The following is a 17,030-nucleotide window of genomic DNA, read 5'->3' as shown; positions in this document are numbered from 1 at the left end:
TTTCCATACATTCAAATACAATCAATCACACCATGTTGGTATTCTAGAATATCCTCATTAGTAATGATTGTTATGAATAGGATGTGTTTGTATTTTTACACTTATTTAAACTTAATTAACAGAAGCAAATTTAGACTGTATTCCCATCTCAATTGTTTAATAATTGAGGATAAAAATTTAATCTAAGAGGAAAAATCGAACTAGCATAAACTGTATAATCGGGAAAACATGAAGTATTCTATAGATATAAGCTCTGATGACATTCAAAATTCTTTATTGGAAGAAAAAATTAATTTTAACAACTTCGATAAAACTAAACCTTCCTACGATTTTAATTTAGATAACCACATTGGAAATGTTCATTTTAAGGAAGAGTTACTATCAGGTCTTATCCTGTCTGATTGGGAAAGTCGTTTTACCACTAACACAAAACTGACTAGCTATCACTTAACGCCTATCTTTTCGATGCACTTTATGCTTAGCGGCTATGTTAATTACGAGACTTCAAACATTAAGTGCCCTATAAAGGGTGGACAAAATAATATATGGTCTATATCGGAAGATAAGTTGGGGTATTCCCAATACAAAAAAGAGATGTCATGCTCTTCGTGGTGTGTTAGCTTCGAAGAGGACTTTCTAACGAAACTGGTTAATGCCTATCCCGACCTATTAACTGATCCGTATTTGAGACATATTAATGGTGAAAGCTTTTGTATGCACAAGAATCATATGTCCAGTAATTGCGATATGAATCTAATTATTTCCCAAATAAAGAATGCCAAATTGATGGGAAAAACCTGTCATCTATATACGCAAGCAAAAGTTATGGAATTGCTGGCTCTGCAACTTCAACAACTCGAAAACAAAAGAAATAGTTTACCATGCTTGTGTTGCCTTAAGAAAAATGAACTTGATAAAATTCACGAAGCAAAAAATTTACTTCTTTCTGATATTAACACACCCCCAACTATCCTGGATTTATCGAGAAACATTGGAATGAATGAAAAAAAATTACAGAATGGATTTAAAGAGGTTTTTAACCAAACGGTATACGGCTGTTTATTCGACCATAAAATGAACCTTGCTCGTCAGTTCTTACTCGATACGGATAAAACTATTTTTGAAATTGCACTGGAATGTGGATATGAATATGCATCGCACTTTACGACTGCATTTAAAAGAAAATATGGAATATCACCCAAACAATTTAAAAGGTTAAATGAGTAACAAAAAAGGTCTTCCAAACTGGAAGACCTTAAATTTTATCCATTAAGGATATAAATATTTATTAAATAGCGTCGATTATCGCATTTAAGGTAGTACTTGGACGCATAGCCTTATTTGCCAATTCCTCGTTTGGCATAAAATAGCCGCCAATATTCATTGGTGCACCCTGAGCATCATTCAATTCAGCAACAATTTTTTCTTCATTAGCTTCCATATCCTGAGCTACTTTAGTAAAAATTGTTTTCAATTCAGCATTTTTATCTTGTGCTGCAAGAGCTTGAGCCCAATACATTGCCAAATAGAAATTAGAACCACGGTTATCCAACTCATTCACCTTACGTGATGGTGATTTTCCTTCTTCCAAAAACTTACTTACTCCTAAATCAAGGGTTTCTGCAAATAAAGAAGCCTTCTCATTATTAAACGTATTAGCCAAGTGCTCTAAAGAAACACCTAATGCTAAATATTCCCCAAGAGAATCCCAACGCAGGTGACCTTCAGTCAAGAATTGCTGAACGTGCTTTGGGGCAGATCCTCCAGCGCCTGTTTCGAACAATCCTCCCCCATTCATCAAAGGAACGATAGATAGCATTTTTGAAGAAGATCCCAATTCCAAAATTGGGAAAAGATCTGTTAAATAATCACGCAATACATTACCAGTTACCGAAATTGTATCTTCCCCTTTACGAATTCTTTCCAATGAGAATGCAATTGCATCATCCGGAGTCAAAATACGAATATCCAAACCAGAAGTATCATAATCAGCTAAGTAAGTGTTTACTTTTTTGATTAACTGAGCGTCATGAGCACGATTTTTATCCAACCAGAAAATAGCAGGAGTATTCGTTGCTTTAGCTCTGTTCACAGCTAATTTAACCCAATCCTGAATAGGAGCATCTTTAACCTGACACATTCTGAAGATATCTCCTTTTTCAACTTTCTGCTCCATTACAATGGTTCCATCGAATTCCACAACGCGAATAACACCATCTCCCTGAGCAATGAAAGTTTTATCATGTGATCCGTACTCTTCGGCTTTTTGAGCCATTAAACCAACATTCGACACAGACCCCATGGTTGCTACATCGTATGCTCCATTTTTTCTGCAATCGTCAAAACAAACCTGATAAATAGTAGCATAACATCTATCTGGGATCAATGCTTTGGTATCCTGAAGTTCCCCTGCAGAATTCCACATTTTACCACCATCGCGAACAACAACAGGCATCGATGCATCAATAATCACGTTATTTGGAACGTGCAGGTTAGTGATTCCTTTGTCAGAATCAACCATCGCAATATCAGGGCGGGATTTGTACACTTCCATAATATCAGCTTCAATTTCAGTTCGCTTAGCTTCAGGAAGATTTTGAATTTTATTATAAAGATCGCCTAATCCATTGTTGAAGTTTACTCCTAATTCTTTGATAGTATCGGCGTGCTTAGCAATAGCTTCTTCATAGAAAACCTCAACAGCATGCTTAAACATTACAGGATCAGAAATCTTCATCATGGTTGCTTTAAGGTGCAGCGACCATAGTAATCCTTCTTTTTTAGCCGCAACAATTTCTTTAGCATAGAAAGCACGTAATGCTTTCACATTCATTACTGATGAATCAATAACTTCATTAGCCAACAGCTCCTGCTTCTCTTTTAATACTGTTGCATTGCCTGCATTGTCAACATACTCGATGCGCACGTTAGTTGCTTTTGGCATGGTCACCGATTTCTCTGAACCGTAAAAATCACCCTCTGTCATGTGAGAAACGTGAGATTTTGAATCTGCAGACCACTTACCCATTCTGTGCGGGTTATTCTTAGCATATTGCTTAACAGAACCTGCTGCCCGACGGTCGGAGTTACCTTCGCGTAAAACCGGATTTACGGCACTACCCAAAACTTTTGCAAATCTTACTTGAAGTGCTTTATCTTCATCTGTTTTAGCTTCTTCCGGATAAGTTGGAATATCATATCCTTTTTCCTGCAACTCAGCAATCGCGCTCTGTAATTGAGGAATTGAAGCACTAATATTTGGCAGTTTAATAATGTTTGCTTCCGGGGTTAATGAAAGCGCACCTAATTCAGCCAAATAATCAGGAATTCTTTGCTCTTCAGTTAAATTCTCAGGGAAGTTGGCAATAATTCTTCCTGTAAGAGAAATATCCTTGGTTTCGATCTCAATTCCTGAAGTTTTAGTAAAGGCTTTGATAATTGGCAATAACGAATAAGTCGCCAAAGCTGGAGCTTCATCAATTTTAGTGTAAATGATTTTTGACTTCTGTGCCATGTTGGTTGTTGTTTTGAGTGATTTAATAATTAATAAAAAGTCTGTATTTACTTAATTAAATTCGAAATAATCACATCTCAAATTCAGAGTAAACATATGTATTTTTTTTATTTTCCGATTTAAAAGAATCTATTTTTTAAGGATTTTTTTCTTTAATTACAACTGTTTAAAAATTAGGCTTCTGTACAAAAACAGAAGCCTAATTTAAATTATTATATATATGCTGCATATCATATCTTCAATTTTTATTCAAAATCCAGAGAGAATTTTTGTTTAAGCAATCCTAAAGCGGGATTTTTCTCACACAAATAATTAAATCGATCCGAATCGGTATACATTCTTTTTGCTGTTTTTATTTGAATGATTTCTGTCTCAATCTGAATGTCTGAATTGTTTAATTCTTTTCTCAAATAGTTCCGCACCTCATTTTTCACTGAGACAACATCATCTTCCTGTAAAGGATTACTAACCATCAGAACAACACAATCGTCCCCAACTATTTTAGGCTTATTAACTGTAATAGCCAATCGAATACGATCACTTTTCCCCTTGACAATTATATATTCTTTTAGCTTTGCTTCCAGCTTTTCCTGTGTAATTGGTTCACTACCGGTAACAATAGATTCAATAGTACTGACAGCCTTTTTATCTTTGGGTTTGCTTGCAATATTGGTACGCGAAATACCACTGTTTAAAGCTTGCTTGATAGAGACTGAACTTGCAAAGTTGGATTTTGAAGCAACACCTACGCCATTGCTCTTTTCCTTATTTCCGTTGTAAACACCACCGGTATCATTTACTGTTTGTATTGTTGGAACATTTGAATTATGAGTAGCCTCTGGTTTAACCACAGCACTTGTGGCCTCTCCATCAACAATTATTTTCTGAATTTTTTTTTTGTTCAGATTTAATTCAAGTCCTTTTTTTTTTAATTCAATTATCTGTGATAATTGAATTAAGCTTAATTCGATAAGTAGTCTTTGATTTTGACTTGCTTTAAAACCAATATCACATTGATTTAAGATTTTGAGTGCTTCATATAAAAAATCAAGCGGGCATTTTTTTGACTGCTCTACATATTTTTGTTTTACCGAATCGCTAACCTCGAGCAATTGAACTGTTGCAGGATCTTTTCCTACCAATACATCCCGAATGTGAGCGCTCAACCCGGCAACAAAATGATGTCCGTCAAATCCTTTCTCAAGAATTTCATTAAGCATGAGAAGCACATCACTTACTTTTCCATCCAGAAAAGCATCTACCATTTTAAAATAGTAGTCGTAATCTAAAACATTTAAATTCTGAATAACACTTTCGAAAGAGATCTCTTTACCGGAAAAACTTACAATCTGATCAAAAATAGAGAGAGCATCACGCATAGCTCCATCTGCTTTTTGAGCGATAACATTTAAACCTTCCTCTTCGATTACAACTGATTCCTTTTCTGCAATTTCTTTAAGATGTTTAACTGAATCTTCAACCTTGATCCTATTGAAATCAAAAATCTGACAACGCGACAGAATTGTAGGAAGTATTTTGTGTTTCTCGGTTGTAGCCAACACAAAAATGGCGTGAGCCGGAGGTTCTTCCAGAGTTTTCAGAAAAGCATTGAATGCCGAAGCCGAAAGCATGTGAACCTCGTCAATAATATATATGCTATAGCTGCCAATTTGTGGTGGTATTCGAACCTGATCAATCAAGGAACGAATGTCTTCAACAGAATTGTTCGATGCAGCATCTAATTCGTGAATATTGTAAGAGCGATTCTCGTTAAAAGCAACACATGATTCACACGTATCACATGCTTCAAAATCGGAACTTATATTTGAACAATTAATTGTTTTTGCAAATATTCTTGCACAGGAAGTTTTTCCAACACCACGAGGACCGCAAAACAAATAGGCATGAGCCAAATGATTGTTTTTAATGGCATTTTTAAGGGTGACTGTAATTGACTGCTGACCTACAACCGATGAAAAAATCGAAGGGCGGTATTTGCGTGCTGAAACAATATAATTCTCCATAAACTCTGACAAAAAACCAAATTGGTTTCATTTTTTTTAGAAATTCAAATATACTGAATCAATCTAAATAAAACACCAAAGGAGTTGCAGGATTTTCAATAAAAACGACTAAGCTTCTTATTAAAAGCCTGTTAATTGAGAAATCATATTGAAGATATTTATCTGTATAAAAAAGGGATGCAACTTTACAGCGGCATCCCTTTCATATAATTATTTGTATACTGCTAATTTACAGGATCGTATCTTGTTACACGATGCACACCTTTAACACGTTTTAATTTCACAATTAAGGTATCAAGATGCTCGGTACTTGCAATTACAACAGTAACATTCCCTACAAAGGAGCCTGCGTTTGTATCTACAGAGATGGATCTCATTTGCACCCGAAGGTCTTTAGAGATAACATCGGATATATTACTTACAATTCCCAGCTCATCGTCTCCTGTAATGTGAAGTACGGCTTGATAAGAAGCAGAACCTTTATCAGTCCAATTTGCTTTCACAACCCGATACGGATAGCGCGTTTGCATCTCACCGGCATTTGGACAACCTAATCTGTGAATTCGAATGCCTTTACCGATTGAAATGAATCCGAAAATTTCATCACCAAAAATTGGATTACAACAATTTGCCAATGAATATTCAACATTAGAAACGTTCTCATCAACAATTAATACGTCTTCGCCTTCTTTCGTGATTTTCTTCGAAGAATAATCGGGACGTTCTTCAGGAACAGTCTTCTCAACTTCTTTTTTATCAGTAAGAATATCTTTTATTTCAGATAATTCATGCTGTTCCAAAGCAATTCCCTGATACAAATCAGCAGCAATTTTGTACTTGTAGAAAGTCATTAACTTTCTAATATTTTCATCACAAAACTCGATTTTCCAATTCTTCATTCTGCGTTTCAAAGTCTCTTTTCCAAGATCAGATTCCTTAAGCATCTCCTCTTTTATCGTCTGACGAATTTTATTTTTCGCTTTTGTAGAAACCACAAAATTCAACCAATCTAATTTCGGCTTTTGGGAATTGGAAGTCGTTACCGAAACCTGGTCTCCATTATTTAGAACCTGCCTAATGGATACATTCTTCTGATTGACCGTGCCACCTATACATTTATCACCAACATCGGAGTGAATTGAATACGCAAAATCGAGTAAAGTTGCTCCAGCTGATAATTGTTTTAAATCGCCTTTAGGCGTAAATACGTATATTTCCTTGTGGTATAAATCAGCTTTAAAACTATCAATTAAATCAATGGAATCGCTTCCGTGACTTTCAATAACTTCCCGAATATCCTGCAGCCATGCATCCAATCCTCCTTCTTCGCTTTTTCCACCTTTATATTTCCAGTGAGCAGCAAACCCCTGCTCGGCAATTCGGTTCATCCGTTTGCTGCGAATCTGAACCTCTACCCAACGATTATCAGGCCCCATAACAGTGGTATGAAGAGATTCGTACCCATTTGATTTTGGAATGGTGATCCAATCTCTTAGTCGATTGGGATTAGGTCGGTACAAATCACTAACAGCAGAATAAACTTTCCAACATTCAGATTTCTCTTTTTTCGGCGTCGCCTTTAATATGATCCTAATGGCAAATATATCGTAAACCTCCTCAAACTCAACTTGTTTCTTCTGCATTTTATGAAGAATAGAAGCGATGGATTTTGTTCGTGCTTTTACTTTGTATTTCATTCCGAACTGATCCAATTCAGCTTTAATTGGATCCACAAAATCTTTAATATATTTCTGTCGTTGCTCTTCACTATCCTTCAATTTCTTTTCAATCTCGAAGTAAACATCAGGATTTAAATAACGCAATGCCAAATCTTCCATGTCAGATTTCACATTGTACATTCCCAAACGATGTGCAAACGGAATATACAGAAACTCTATTTCTCTCGCTAAGGCTTTCTGAAATTCGATCGGTTTATGCTCTAAATTTCTCAAATTAAACAAGCGATCTGCCATAATGATAAGAACCACGCGAACATCATCGGCAAAGCTTAACAGCAGCTTCCTGAAATTCTCTGACTGAAGAGTTGGATTTTGATTGTAAATATCAGTTACCTTAACCAACCCCTGGATTATCTGAGTTACTTTTGGCCCAAACAGCTCAGAAATTTCTTCTAAAGAGATTCGTTTTTTCTGAACAATATCATATAGTAGAGAGCAAATTACAGAAGTCCTTCCAAGTCCGAGTTCTTCTACAACAATCTGAGCTATCGAAATACTTTTATAAATTGCCGGTTCCCCGTTAGTCCTTCTTTCTCCCTCATGATCTTTCAAACTTAATTCAAATGCTTTTCGAACTAATTTAATATCTGCCCGGGTAACAATATTTTTACACGTAACAAGCAAATGCTTGTACCGATACAAAATCTGTCTTCTCTCTTCTTCCCTGTTGAATTCAGTCATAAATATCTTTCTGATTTTAAATCTTTGCTTTGTTTTGAATTTTGATTAAAACTGATTCTTCATGATCTTTCGGCATTCGAAACAATGATCTCGTCCCATTTTTAAGCACACTAAAAGTATAAAAGCTATTAATGAATGGCAAGCAGGTTAATACTTTTTAACGATTCCAAATTCTTGTAATTCAAAGATACTCATCTGAAGATCTAATTTTCAATCAATTGATAAAATAATACATTTCAAGAGCATAAAAAATGGTCTGATTTGCTAAATTTGTTAGCTTGCGATCAGAAATCATTTTGAAATCTATTTATGTCTCTAACAGATAAAAAAAATATTCTTTTTACCAGATCTCTAAGTTCTGAACACATAATGTATGCTGAAAAACTAGGTCTGGAGGTTACCGCAAAGCCATTTATTCAAATTGATCTCATGCCTCTTTCTAAAGAAAAGACAGATCTGATTAATTCAAAACCGGAATCAAATTGGATTTTCACAAGTCAGAATGCGGTTAAGAGTATTGCAGAGAACCTAAGCTCGCTAATTGCTTTGGGAGAAAAAAAAGTATTTGCTGTTGGAGAAAAAACAGCAGAAGAACTGCTCAAAATTGGTATAGAAGCTTTACTTCCGGAACAACACAACTCGCAATCTTTACTTCAGTTACTTGAAAAACAAAGCGCCTCCTCTTACATTCATTTTTCAGGAAATTTAAGGCAAAATAATATTTCTGATTTTATGACTGAAAAAGAATTTGATTTTGAGGAAATAGAGTGCTACCAAACAAATTTGCATCAACCGGATGTTACTATTACTGATTTCGATGCCATTTGTTTTTGCAGTCCGAGTGCTGTTTATAGTTTTTTTAACAGATACAAAATAAACGAAACTGTCCCCTGTTTTGCTATTGGAAGTACGACCGCAGTAAAACTGCTGGATTTCTCCGAACATGTTGTCATGTCTGAAAATACAAACGTTTATTCCTTACTCGAAATTTGTCACAATTACTTAAATTCATAAAACCTATACAATATGCATCAATACAAAAGAAGTTCCGAATTATTTACAGAAGCCAACAAATACATTCCAGGAGGTGTAAACTCGCCGGTTAGAGCATTTAAATCTGTTGGCGGAACTCCTGTCTTTATCAAAAAAGCAAAAGGAAGTATTCTTACCGATGTAGACGGAAATGAGTACATCGATTACATTTCATCGTGGGGTCCAATGATTTTAGGACATGCATATCCTAAGGTTATAGATGCTATCAAAGCAAAAGTTGAAGATTCAACATCCTTTGGTGCTCCAACAGAACTGGAAATTGAGATTGCCAAATTAATTGTGGACATGGTTCCAAATATTGATAAGGTGAGAATGGTTAATTCCGGTACCGAAGCATGTATGAGTGCCATTCGTGTGGCCAGAGGTTATACCGGCCGAAATAAATTTATCAAATTTGAAGGCTGTTATCACGGTCATGCCGATTCATTCCTAATTAAAGCCGGCAGCGGAGCAAGTACCTTTGGGGTACCAAATTCACCGGGTGTTACTCCTGGTACAGCAAACGACACGCTAACTGCCAAGTACAATAACATTGAAGACGTAAAACAATTAGCTGCAGAAAATAAAGGTGAAATTGCGGCTGTAATAGTAGAAGCAATTGCTGGAAACATGGGCTGTGTGCTTCCTAAAAAAGGATTTCTGGAAGATTTACGTGAACTATGTGATAAAGAAGGAATATTGTTGATTTTTGACGAAGTAATGTCTGGATTCCGCCTGGGAAAAGGTGGTGCTCAGGAATACTTTGGTGTTAATGCTGATTTGGTAACTTTCGGTAAAGTGATTGGAGGAGGAATGCCAGTGGGAGCTTATGCCGGACCCGACGAAATCATGAAGGTCGTTTCGCCTGTTGGACCAGTTTATCAGGCAGGAACCTTATCGGGGAACCCTATTGCTATGATTGCAGGATTAACCCTGCTAAAAGAGCTTAACGAGAACCCTCACTACTTCACTGAACTTGCGGATAAAACAGAATATCTTCACAAAGGATTGGATAAGGTGCTTTCGGAATCGAGGTTCGCTTACAAAATTAACCGTTGTGGCTCCATGATTAGTGTTTTCTTTACTGATGTTGATGTGGTGGATTTTGACACTGCTGCTACGGCAAATAACGACAAATTCCCTAAATTCTTTCATGAAATGCTAAAAAGAGGAATTTATCTTCCTCCATCATCATTCGAAAGTTATTTCCTATCTAATTCATTGACCTATGAGATGCTTGATAAAACCATTCAAGCAGCAAAAGATTCACTTGAAGCGATGAAATAATTTCTTCTTTTGAAATACTTGCAAAGTGGAATTTCATTATAAGATTCAAGCTCATTTGTAACCCGGCTTTGGTTGGGTTACAATCACAAACCAAAAACTCCAACAAAATGATTATCACAAAAGAAAGTTTACAGGAAGCACACAAAAGAATTCAAAAATTCATTCATCGAACACCTGTTATGAGCTCTCAACTCATCAACCAAATTGTTGGAGCTGATATCTACTTTAAATGTGAAAATTTTCAGAAAATGGGCGCGTTTAAAATGCGTGGAGCTACAAATGCTATTCTTCAACTATCAGAAACAGAAAAAGAATTTGGAGTTGCCACTCATTCATCGGGCAATTTTGCTCAGGCAATAGCGCTTGCCGCAAAAGCACAAGGCATTAAAGCATACATTGTAATGCCCTCGAATGCTCCTGAAATAAAGAAAACAGCGGTAAAAGGTTACGGTGGAGAAATTATTGAATGCATACCAACCCTTGAGGCAAGAGAAACTACTCTAAACGAAGTTGTCAATAAAACCGGCGCGGTTTTTTTGCATCCCTACAATGATTATCAGGTAATTGAAGGACAAGCAACTGCTGCTATGGAATTGATTGAAGATCATGATGATTTGGATGCAATTTTCGCTCCTGTTGGTGGCGGAGGTTTACTATCCGGTACAGCTTTAGCCGCACATTATTTTTCGCCAAACACAAAAATAATAGCTGGTGAACCTATGGGTGCTGATGATGCCTGGCAATCTATGCAAAAAGGTGAAATTGTTCCGCAAACCAATCCTCAAACTATTGCAGATGGTTTGCTAACCTCATTGGGAGATAAAACATTTCCAATTATTAAGGAACATGTTGAAGAGATTATCAGAGTGGAAGAAAAAGAAATAATTGCGGCAATGAGGCTGATTTGGGAGCGAATGAAGATCATTGCAGAACCATCCAGTGCAGTCGCTCTTGCTGCTTTAATAAAAGAGAAGAAAAAATACAAAGGCCAAAAAGTTGGAATTATTCTTTCGGGCGGAAATGTGGAGTTAAGCAGGTTGCCGTTTTAAGAAAACCAATAATTCTAAATTCAATGGAACTTAAAAAACTACTCGACCCTTTTCCGGTAAAAGAAGAAGCCAGATTGGTTGCTCGAAGTATCGCAGAGAATCCCACGTATATAAAAGAACTGTGGGATATTTGTATCAGCAATGAGAAACATTCCTGGCGGGCCACTTGGATTTTAGATAAGGTTTATGATATTGCTCCTGATTTGGTTCGCCTGTATCTACCTCAAATGATTGAGATAGTCCCTACTCTTTCCAACGAAAGCAAATTAAGGCAATATTTAAAACTGATTAGTTTAGAACCTCTTCCAAGCAATATATCCGGTGATTTCATCAATTACTGCTTTGATACTTTGATTTCCAGCACATCAGCCATAGCAATTAAGGTGTATGCTATGCAAATTCTATACAATTTCTCTTTACAAGAGCCGGATATACAAAATGAACTAGCCCTTGTAATTGAGGAACAAATGATAAATGGAAGCGCGGGTTACTGTTCCCGTGCCCGCAGAATACTAAAAGCCATTAATCAATAAAGAATTAAAGCCCTTTGATTTATCCAATTCTTATATATAGCTCCGGAGGAGCTTAAGACCAATTCAAAATAGTACGATAATCCGCTCAAATTTGGTTGTAATTGGTCTACCCCTGTATTTTAATACCAATTGAGGCAAAATTAATGTATTCCATTATTGTATGATAATTTCTTTACACAATTCTCACTCAATTGTAGTAACTTAGACTATGGACAATTTGTGAGATTTGGTATCTACTTTAAAAGATATGCCATGAGAAAGGAAGAAAAATTATACGAAGTATTTGGAGAATTACTGTATGCCCTGGCAAAAGCAGATGGAGTGATTAAGAAAGAAGAAAAAGAAACTCTTACACAATTATTGAAAAATCATGCTCTTGGCTCTGAAATATTATGGTCGTTTGAGTTTGAGGAGTCACACAACTCTTCAGTTGAAGAAATCTATAATAAGGTGATTAATTTTTGTCACGTATATGGCCCGGCTCCACAATACGATGAATTCATTACCGCCATGAAGATTGTTGCTGATGCCTCTGATGGAATGACAGCAAAGGAACACAAATTGATTAGTTCTTTTTCGGAAGATTTAATGGAAAGATTTCAACGTGACATTGATAAACTAAAACAATTCGAAAAAAAGGAATACAGATAATTCCTTGTTTCAAACAATTACATATGCCACCTGCAGGTGGCTTTCTCGTTTTTATAAAAATCCTGCTAAAACAGCAGCTCCGTATGCACCTACAAACTGAGGAGATGTTGGAATAATCAGATCATCTCCAAAAGTCTGTTTCAAGAGATGTATCATACATGCATTATTTGCAACACCGCCGGCAAATAAAATTGGAGTGTTTAAACCCTGACGTTTAATCATTCCAACAGCACGACGGCACACCGATTGATGAACAGCCAATGCAATATCAGCCCGCAGACAACCTTTCGCCAAAAGAGAAGTAACCTCCGACTCTGCAAATACAGCACACATGCTATTAATTTCTATTCCCTCCTGTCCTTTTAATGCTTCTAAACCAAGAGTGTTTTGCTGATAACCTAGACTTACTGCCATCAATTCAAGAAATTTACCGGTACCTGCAGCACATTTATCATTCATCTCAAACTTAAACACTTTTCCATTTTCATTCAAAGAAATAACCTTGGTATCCTGCCCTCCAATATCAAGAATTCCCCGAATACCTGGATGTAATGTCGCTGCTCCTGTTCCATATGCCTTAATTTCCGTTATGGTCGGATAATCAAAGGCAATCTCAAGACTTGCGCGGCCATAACCCGTGGCCATCACTTTATCGAACGAAATATCAGCAATTAATTCCTGAACACGCTCCACCGGATTGTAACCAGATTCGGACTGCCTGCTCACAACAACCTCTCCGTCTTCAATCACAACCAACTCTATGCTTCTGGAGCCAATATCTATTCCGGCATGTCTCATTCCAATAATTTTGTATCTTGTTTCTGATGCAAATAAAAAAACTGAGAATGCAACAGCCCTCTCAGTTTTTTTATTTCAATTCTATTTATTTTATTATTTCAACAAATGCTTCTACACGAGTTGACAATTGTCCCATATCTTCCTGGCTGTAATCAGTCTCAAGTCTCAATACGGAAACACCATCTTTTTCCAACGTTTTTTCTACAGAGAAAGATTCCATGATATACGGCTGACAGAATTGAAGTCCGTAATGAATCACACCGTCGGCATTTGTATTTTTAGCCATTTCTTTGATGTGCTCTACGCGCTCCTGATTTGGTGTAAATACTGCACAATCAATTTTAAAATAACGATCAACAACAGCATCAATAAGGCCATCAATTGTTTCCGCAGAAGCGTCGGTTGTATTTCGCTGACCACGCTCACCAATACATGATTCTTCACCAACAATTACAGCACCTGTGGCTTCGATTACAGCAGGAACTTTCCAATTTGGAATTGCCATAGGACAACCGGAGATAACAACACGGGGAGCGTTTTCAACTTTTGCGCCTTTATTTTCTTTTACAAGCAATTCCAATTCATCACATAAAGCATTAACCTTCCCGGTAAAACGAACAGGATTATCCAGAAAGGCAATTTGGTTAATTAATAACGCATCTAAACCCGAAATTGGACTTGGATTGGCCGTGCGAAGTTTAGACAGACGAGCTAATGCATTTCGCTTTGCATTTACAGTAGCAATTCCTTGTTTTAAATCTTCCAAACCGATTCTTTTGCCTGTCATTTCCTCTAACTTAGCAATAAAAGCCTCATATTCATGCTTTAATAATTTTCTTGCCATTGGAGCCTTGTTTTGAGGAAGATCCATTTGAAAGAAATTTGGCACCATCTGACTAAATATCTCAAATGATTTTTTCTTTCCATCGCAGGTATTCTCACCTACAATAAGGTCTGAAACTTCCATATATGGACAAACCTTACCTAATTTGAAACCAAAGAATGATTTGATTAACGAACAAGTATTACGAGGCAGTACTTTCTCAACTTCTTCCTGAGCAAAATCAGCTCCTGCACACAATCCTACAGATGTGCAACCTGCTGCAAGTACAAGCTCTTCAGGTACAAAAACACAAAAAGAACCAATTATTTTTCGCCCAGCCTCCTGCTCATCACGCAACTCCTGAATTCTTAACCCGTGAGCTTCGCTCATCACAAAATCGAAATATCCCATTCCTTCCGGACGATGTTCCTGCGACATGAAAATGGATTGATACGCGCCACCTAAATTCTCTAGTAAAGCATCATGATTATCAAGGTTTAAGCCAAGATCAGTCCACATTTTTGTATAATCTGCCATTGTTATTCTATTTTTATTGATTTTCGGCTGCAAAAGTAGAAATCATAAAAACCCATTCCTAACTACCCGGTAAGTTTTTCAACATAAATTTATTTGTTTTAAGATCAACTACTGATATAAATTATTCAGTAAACTCCAGTTTGCTTAATCTAAATCCAAACAAAAAAGAGGTGCCTATACTGACACCTCATTCTATAATTTTCATTCGAGAGTTTATCTTCCCCAATCAGATTCTTTCACCTTTTTCACAAGATATTCCACATTCTCAACCGGTATTGAAGGCAATAGCCCGTGTCCCAAATTGAAGATCCATTTGTGATCTTTTCGTCCATAATTCAGAAAGTATTCAAATTCCTGATCGATAGCTTGTGGTGTAGCCTCCAATATACGAGGATCGAAGTTCCCTTGCAGAATCATCTCTTCGCCAACAATTCCTCTCACCTCATGCAATGGCATTTGCCAATCAACACTTACACAATCGCACAAATCGTAGTTCACCATATTGATACCAGTTCCCAATCCTTTTGGCAGGTAAATGGTCTTCACTCCTTTTTCACGAACTGCACCTAAAACAGCCTTAACGGATGGTAAGAAAACCTCTTTATACAATTCAACAGGAATCAATCCAGCGTGAGTTTCAAATAATTGAAATGCCTTAACACCATGTTCAACTTGCTTTAATGCATAGTGAATACTCATCTCTGTAATTTTAGCAACCACCTTTTTCATAAGTGCTTTATCACGATAGATCGCAGGAACAAAATCAGGGAAATTCTGATTTCGACTGAAACCTTGATACATATAACACAAAGTAGTTAAAGGACCGCCACAAAATCCAATTAATGGAATCTCGTTTGGCTTGGTTTCTAAAATACGGTCAATCGCTTTATAAATATGCTCAAGTTTTTCAGGCTTGTCGGATAAAAATGACAGAGGATCCGAAACATCTTTTAAGGCTGTTGCAAAACTAGGCCCCTTTCCTTCAAAACTCAATTCCATTCCTAAAGCTTCCGGAATCACCAAAATATCAGAAAACAAAATAGCAGCATCAACTCCCAAATCATGAATTGGTAATAAAGTAACCTGAGCCGCCAATTCCGGATTCTCCATCATTTCTTTAAAACCATATTTCTCACGCAGTTTCATGTAGGAAGGAAGTACCCTGCCCGCCTGACGCATGAACCATACTGGTGGTCTCTCTCTCTTAATTCCGTTAATTGTATCTAAAAAAATTGATTGACTCATATGCTGGTAATCGGTAAATTGTTAATAGTAATTAGAATAGTAAACGTAAAAAATCTGCCATCGATTAAAAATAAATACCCGCTGGTAATTTACATCCTGCCATTTAAAATATCAGCAACCTCTTTAGCGTGATAAGTTATAATAATATCAGCTCCGGCTCTTCTGATTGAAGTCATAATTTCCATCATTACACGCTTGCCATCAATCCAATCGTTAGCTTCTGCAGCTTTCACCATAGAGAACTCACCACTTACATTATAAGCCGCCACAGGAATATTAAATTCATTTTTTACTCTGTAAATCACATCAAGATAACTCATAGCAGGCTTTACCATTACAATATCAGCTCCTTCAGCAATATCCATCTCAACTTCACGAATGGCTTCATCGCTATTTCTAGGATCCATTTGGTAGGTAGATCTATCTCCAAATTTAGGTGCGCTATCAGCCGCATCTCTAAACGGACCATAAAATCCAGATGCATATTTTGCAGAATAAGCCATAATGGGCATTTTCTCGAAACAATTCTCATCCAAAGCTTTTCTCATGTATCCAATTCTTCCATCCATCATATCACTTGGCGCCACCATATCAACTCCAGCTTCAGCCAAAGAAACAGCTTGTGCAGCCAATGTCACCAATGTCTGGTCATTATCAACATCACCATCAACAATAGTTCCGCAATGACCGTGAGTTGTGTATTCACAGTTACAGATATCAGCGATGATATACATTTCAGGGTAAGTTTCCTTAATGGCACGGGTAGCTTTTTGTACAATACCATGCTCGTGAGTTGCAACAGTTCCATCTTCATCTTTCGACTCAGGAATACCAAAAAGCAATACTGATTTTACGCCTGACTCCAATAATTCGCCACACTTTTTCACTAACATGTCTACCGATAACTGATTGTTTCCCGGCATACTTTTAATCGGATTTTGAACATTTTCTCCCGGACAAACAAAAAGGGGCATGATTAAATTATCAACAGAAAGAGATGTTTCTGCAACCATGTTACGAACTACTTTGCTATAACGCAATCTTCTTAATCGTGTCTCTGGGAAAAGAGGTCTTAAACTCATAATGTTGTATTTTTTGTATTTGTGTATAAATTAGT

Annotated in this window: 13 protein-coding genes; 6 read left to right on the top strand and 7 right to left on the bottom strand. The window is 36.7% G+C overall.

Annotated elements, in window-relative coordinates; genetic code table 11:
• Positions 1–228 precede the first annotated feature (228 nt).
• A complete protein-coding gene (locus ACY0M5_RS12465) occupies positions 229–1,227 on the top strand; it encodes a helix-turn-helix domain-containing protein (RefSeq protein ID WP_461629362.1) in 999 nt (332 codons plus the stop codon).
• Between the two features lie 61 nt (positions 1,228–1,288).
• Here ACY0M5_RS12465 and ACY0M5_RS12460 read toward each other — a convergent pair whose 3' ends face one another.
• The 3 genes from ACY0M5_RS12460 to ACY0M5_RS12450 all read right to left on the bottom strand — a co-directional run bounded on the left by ACY0M5_RS12460 (position 1,289) and on the right by ACY0M5_RS12450 (position 7,958).
• Positions 1,289–3,514 carry an NADP-dependent isocitrate dehydrogenase gene (locus ACY0M5_RS12460; RefSeq protein ID WP_461629361.1) on the bottom strand — a complete coding sequence of 742 codons (2,226 nt, stop codon included), beginning with the start codon at positions 3,512–3,514 and terminating at the stop codon, positions 1,289–1,291.
• A 245-nt stretch (positions 3,515–3,759) separates the two neighbouring features.
• On the bottom strand, positions 3,760–5,538 hold the full coding sequence (locus tag ACY0M5_RS12455) for a DNA polymerase III subunit gamma/tau (RefSeq protein WP_461629360.1): 1,779 nt from the start codon (positions 5,536–5,538) through the stop codon (positions 3,760–3,762).
• A 224-nt stretch (positions 5,539–5,762) separates the two neighbouring features.
• Positions 5,763–7,958, bottom strand: a complete 2,196-nt coding sequence (locus ACY0M5_RS12450; protein ID WP_124991651.1) for a RelA/SpoT family protein — start codon at positions 7,956–7,958, stop codon at positions 5,763–5,765.
• 309 nt (positions 7,959–8,267) lie between these two features.
• Here ACY0M5_RS12450 and ACY0M5_RS12445 point away from each other — a divergent pair, with 309 nt between their 5' ends.
• From ACY0M5_RS12445 to ACY0M5_RS12425, 5 genes are all read left to right on the top strand, one after another.
• The gene (locus ACY0M5_RS12445) at positions 8,268–8,972 is read left to right on the top strand and encodes a uroporphyrinogen-III synthase (RefSeq protein WP_461629359.1); all 705 of its coding nucleotides are present in this window, start codon (positions 8,268–8,270) and stop codon (positions 8,970–8,972) included.
• 12 nt (positions 8,973–8,984) lie between these two features.
• Positions 8,985–10,277, top strand: a complete 1,293-nt coding sequence (hemL, locus tag ACY0M5_RS12440; protein ID WP_461629358.1) for a glutamate-1-semialdehyde 2,1-aminomutase — start codon at positions 8,985–8,987, stop codon at positions 10,275–10,277.
• 107 nt (positions 10,278–10,384) lie between these two features.
• On the top strand, positions 10,385–11,326 hold the full coding sequence (locus tag ACY0M5_RS12435) for a pyridoxal-phosphate dependent enzyme (protein ID WP_156195683.1): 942 nt from the start codon (positions 10,385–10,387) through the stop codon (positions 11,324–11,326).
• Positions 11,327–11,349: 23 nt separating this feature from the next.
• The gene (locus ACY0M5_RS12430) at positions 11,350–11,859 is read left to right on the top strand and encodes a hypothetical protein (RefSeq protein WP_461629357.1); all 510 of its coding nucleotides are present in this window, start codon (positions 11,350–11,352) and stop codon (positions 11,857–11,859) included.
• A 252-nt stretch (positions 11,860–12,111) separates the two neighbouring features.
• Positions 12,112–12,510 carry a TerB family tellurite resistance protein gene (locus ACY0M5_RS12425; RefSeq protein ID WP_124991646.1) on the top strand — a complete coding sequence of 133 codons (399 nt, stop codon included), beginning with the start codon at positions 12,112–12,114 and terminating at the stop codon, positions 12,508–12,510.
• A gap of 51 nt (positions 12,511–12,561) precedes the next feature.
• Here the strand turns inward: ACY0M5_RS12425 and ACY0M5_RS12420 are convergent, their stop codons facing one another.
• From ACY0M5_RS12420 to hemB, 4 genes are all read right to left on the bottom strand, one after another.
• Positions 12,562–13,308 (bottom strand): acyl-CoA dehydratase activase, encoded by a 747-nt coding sequence (locus tag ACY0M5_RS12420; protein WP_461629356.1) that lies wholly within the window; start codon positions 13,306–13,308, stop codon positions 12,562–12,564.
• A gap of 85 nt (positions 13,309–13,393) precedes the next feature.
• Entirely contained in the window at positions 13,394–14,668 is a 1,275-nt protein-coding gene (locus tag ACY0M5_RS12415; protein WP_461629355.1) for a double-cubane-cluster-containing anaerobic reductase, read from the bottom strand.
• A 213-nt stretch (positions 14,669–14,881) separates the two neighbouring features.
• Positions 14,882–15,913: a uroporphyrinogen decarboxylase gene (gene hemE / locus ACY0M5_RS12410; RefSeq protein WP_461629354.1), complete on the bottom strand. Its 1,032-nt coding sequence runs from the start codon at positions 15,911–15,913 to the stop codon at positions 14,882–14,884.
• 89 nt (positions 15,914–16,002) lie between these two features.
• Complete coding sequence (hemB, locus tag ACY0M5_RS12405) at positions 16,003–16,995, bottom strand: porphobilinogen synthase (RefSeq protein ID WP_124991642.1); 993 nt, start codon at positions 16,993–16,995, stop codon at positions 16,003–16,005.
• Between the last annotated feature and the right edge of the window lie 35 nt (positions 16,996–17,030).

It is taken from the genome of Labilibaculum euxinicum (genome assembly GCF_963678175.1).
Taxonomy (GTDB): domain Bacteria; phylum Bacteroidota; class Bacteroidia; order Bacteroidales; family Marinifilaceae; genus Labilibaculum; species Labilibaculum euxinus.
This window is presented reverse-complemented; position numbering and strand designations above follow the sequence as displayed.

Coding starts and splice junctions, on each gene's coding strand:
- ACY0M5_RS12465 (WP_461629362.1), top strand. CDS start 229: ATGAAGTATTCTATAGATATAAGCTCTGATGACATTCAAAATTCTTTA.
- ACY0M5_RS12460 (WP_461629361.1), bottom strand. CDS start 3,514: ATGGCACAGAAGTCAAAAATCATTTACACTAAAATTGATGAAGCTCCA.
- ACY0M5_RS12455 (WP_461629360.1), bottom strand. CDS start 5,538: ATGGAGAATTATATTGTTTCAGCACGCAAATACCGCCCTTCGATTTTT.
- ACY0M5_RS12450 (WP_124991651.1), bottom strand. CDS start 7,958: ATGACTGAATTCAACAGGGAAGAAGAGAGAAGACAGATTTTGTATCGG.
- ACY0M5_RS12445 (WP_461629359.1), top strand. CDS start 8,268: ATGTCTCTAACAGATAAAAAAAATATTCTTTTTACCAGATCTCTAAGT.
- hemL (WP_461629358.1), top strand. CDS start 8,985: ATGCATCAATACAAAAGAAGTTCCGAATTATTTACAGAAGCCAACAAA.
- ACY0M5_RS12435 (WP_156195683.1), top strand. CDS start 10,385: ATGATTATCACAAAAGAAAGTTTACAGGAAGCACACAAAAGAATTCAA.
- ACY0M5_RS12430 (WP_461629357.1), top strand. CDS start 11,350: ATGGAACTTAAAAAACTACTCGACCCTTTTCCGGTAAAAGAAGAAGCC.
- ACY0M5_RS12425 (WP_124991646.1), top strand. CDS start 12,112: ATGAGAAAGGAAGAAAAATTATACGAAGTATTTGGAGAATTACTGTAT.
- ACY0M5_RS12420 (WP_461629356.1), bottom strand. CDS start 13,308: ATGAGACATGCCGGAATAGATATTGGCTCCAGAAGCATAGAGTTGGTT.
- ACY0M5_RS12415 (WP_461629355.1), bottom strand. CDS start 14,668: ATGGCAGATTATACAAAAATGTGGACTGATCTTGGCTTAAACCTTGAT.
- hemE (WP_461629354.1), bottom strand. CDS start 15,913: ATGAGTCAATCAATTTTTTTAGATACAATTAACGGAATTAAGAGAGAG.
- hemB (WP_124991642.1), bottom strand. CDS start 16,995: ATGAGTTTAAGACCTCTTTTCCCAGAGACACGATTAAGAAGATTGCGT.